Source organism: Bradyrhizobium liaoningense (assembly GCF_018130955.1).
GTDB lineage: Bacteria > Pseudomonadota > Alphaproteobacteria > Rhizobiales > Xanthobacteraceae > Bradyrhizobium > Bradyrhizobium liaoningense_C.
The window spans coordinates 1-1,166 of record NZ_JAFCJM010000155.1 but is presented as its reverse complement, the minus strand read 5'-3'; the positions used below and the strand labels follow the sequence as shown (position 1 = coordinate 1,166).

2 protein-coding genes are annotated in these 1,166 nt (G+C 59.0%); one reads left to right on the top strand and one right to left on the bottom strand.

Annotation, left to right across the window (positions count from 1 at the left end; all coding sequences use genetic code 11):
* On the bottom strand, positions 1–157 hold a 157-nt coding region (locus tag JQ632_RS39160; protein WP_409363548.1), incomplete at its 3' end, for an isocitrate/isopropylmalate family dehydrogenase.
* Between the two features lie 35 nt (positions 158–192).
* On the opposite strand from JQ632_RS39160, the gene JQ632_RS39155 reads away from it, so the two are divergent.
* Positions 193–1,166, top strand: a 974-nt coding sequence (locus tag JQ632_RS39155) for an IS630-like element ISRj1 family transposase (protein WP_212408050.1), incomplete at its 3' end; no start/stop codon positions are given.

Here is a 1,166-nt window from a genome sequence, read left to right as displayed (position 1 = left end):
CGAATATATTGCAGGTCACCATGACGTCGAATTGCGAGGGTGCCCGCACGATCTGCATCGCGGCGTTGTCGACATAGAGATGGGTCAGCTCGACATCGGAAAACTCCGCTTCATGCAGCGCGGTGACCTCCTCGCGCCACAGCGCACTAGTACCCACTTTTCTTGGAACGTGAGTCGTGATTCAAGGTCGGGATGATACCCGAAGCAAGAGAAGTCCACCTTTCGAGGAAAGATCGCAAGGTGCTTGAGGCGTGCTGTCGCTCACCGGTGACGTTGCAGCGCGATTTGAAGCGGGCGCGGATAGTTCTGTTGGCGGCGGATGGGCGCAGCACCCGGTCGATCGCCAAGGAAGTTGGGGTCCAGCCGCGGATTGTCAGCCTTTGGCGGCATCGCTATGCCGACCATGGCCTTGAAGGGCTGCAAGACAAGCCGCGGCCTGGCAAGCAGCCGATCTATACGAAGACGACCGACAAGCGGATTCTGAAGCTGCTGGATAAGCCGCCACCGCAAGGGTTTGCGCGCTGGACCGGCCCCCTGCTGGCCGAGGCGCTGGGCGATGTCGATGTCCAATATGTCTGGCGGTTCCTGCGCAGCCACAAGATTGACCTGGTGGCTCGCAAGTCCTGGTGCGAGAGCAACGACCCGAACTTTACGGCCAAAGCCGCCGATGTTGTCGGCCTCTATGTCGCGCCGCCGGCGAAGGCCATTGTGCTGTGCGTGGACGAGAAGCCCTCGATCCAGGCTTTGGAGCGAGCGCAGGGTTATCTGAAGTTGCCCAATGGCCGCGCCTTGACCGGCCAAAGCCACGATTACAAGCGGCATGGCACCACAACATTGTTTGCGGCGCTCGAAGTCGCCACCGGAAAGATCATCGCGACCCATTCAAAACGCCGGCGCCGCGTCGAGTTTCTCGATTTCATGAACAGCGTCACCGCGGCTTTTCCGAACCGCAAGCTTCACGTCATCCTCGACAACCTCAACACCCATAAAAAGAACGAGGACTGGCTCAAGGCCCACCCCAACGTGCAATTTCATTTCACGCCGACAAGTGCGTCATGGCTCAATCAGGTCGAAGTATGGTTTTCCATCTTGCAGGGGCAGTCGCTCAGCGGCACCTCCTTCACGAGCCTCAAGCAGCTTCAGGAACACATCGATGCCTACGTCAA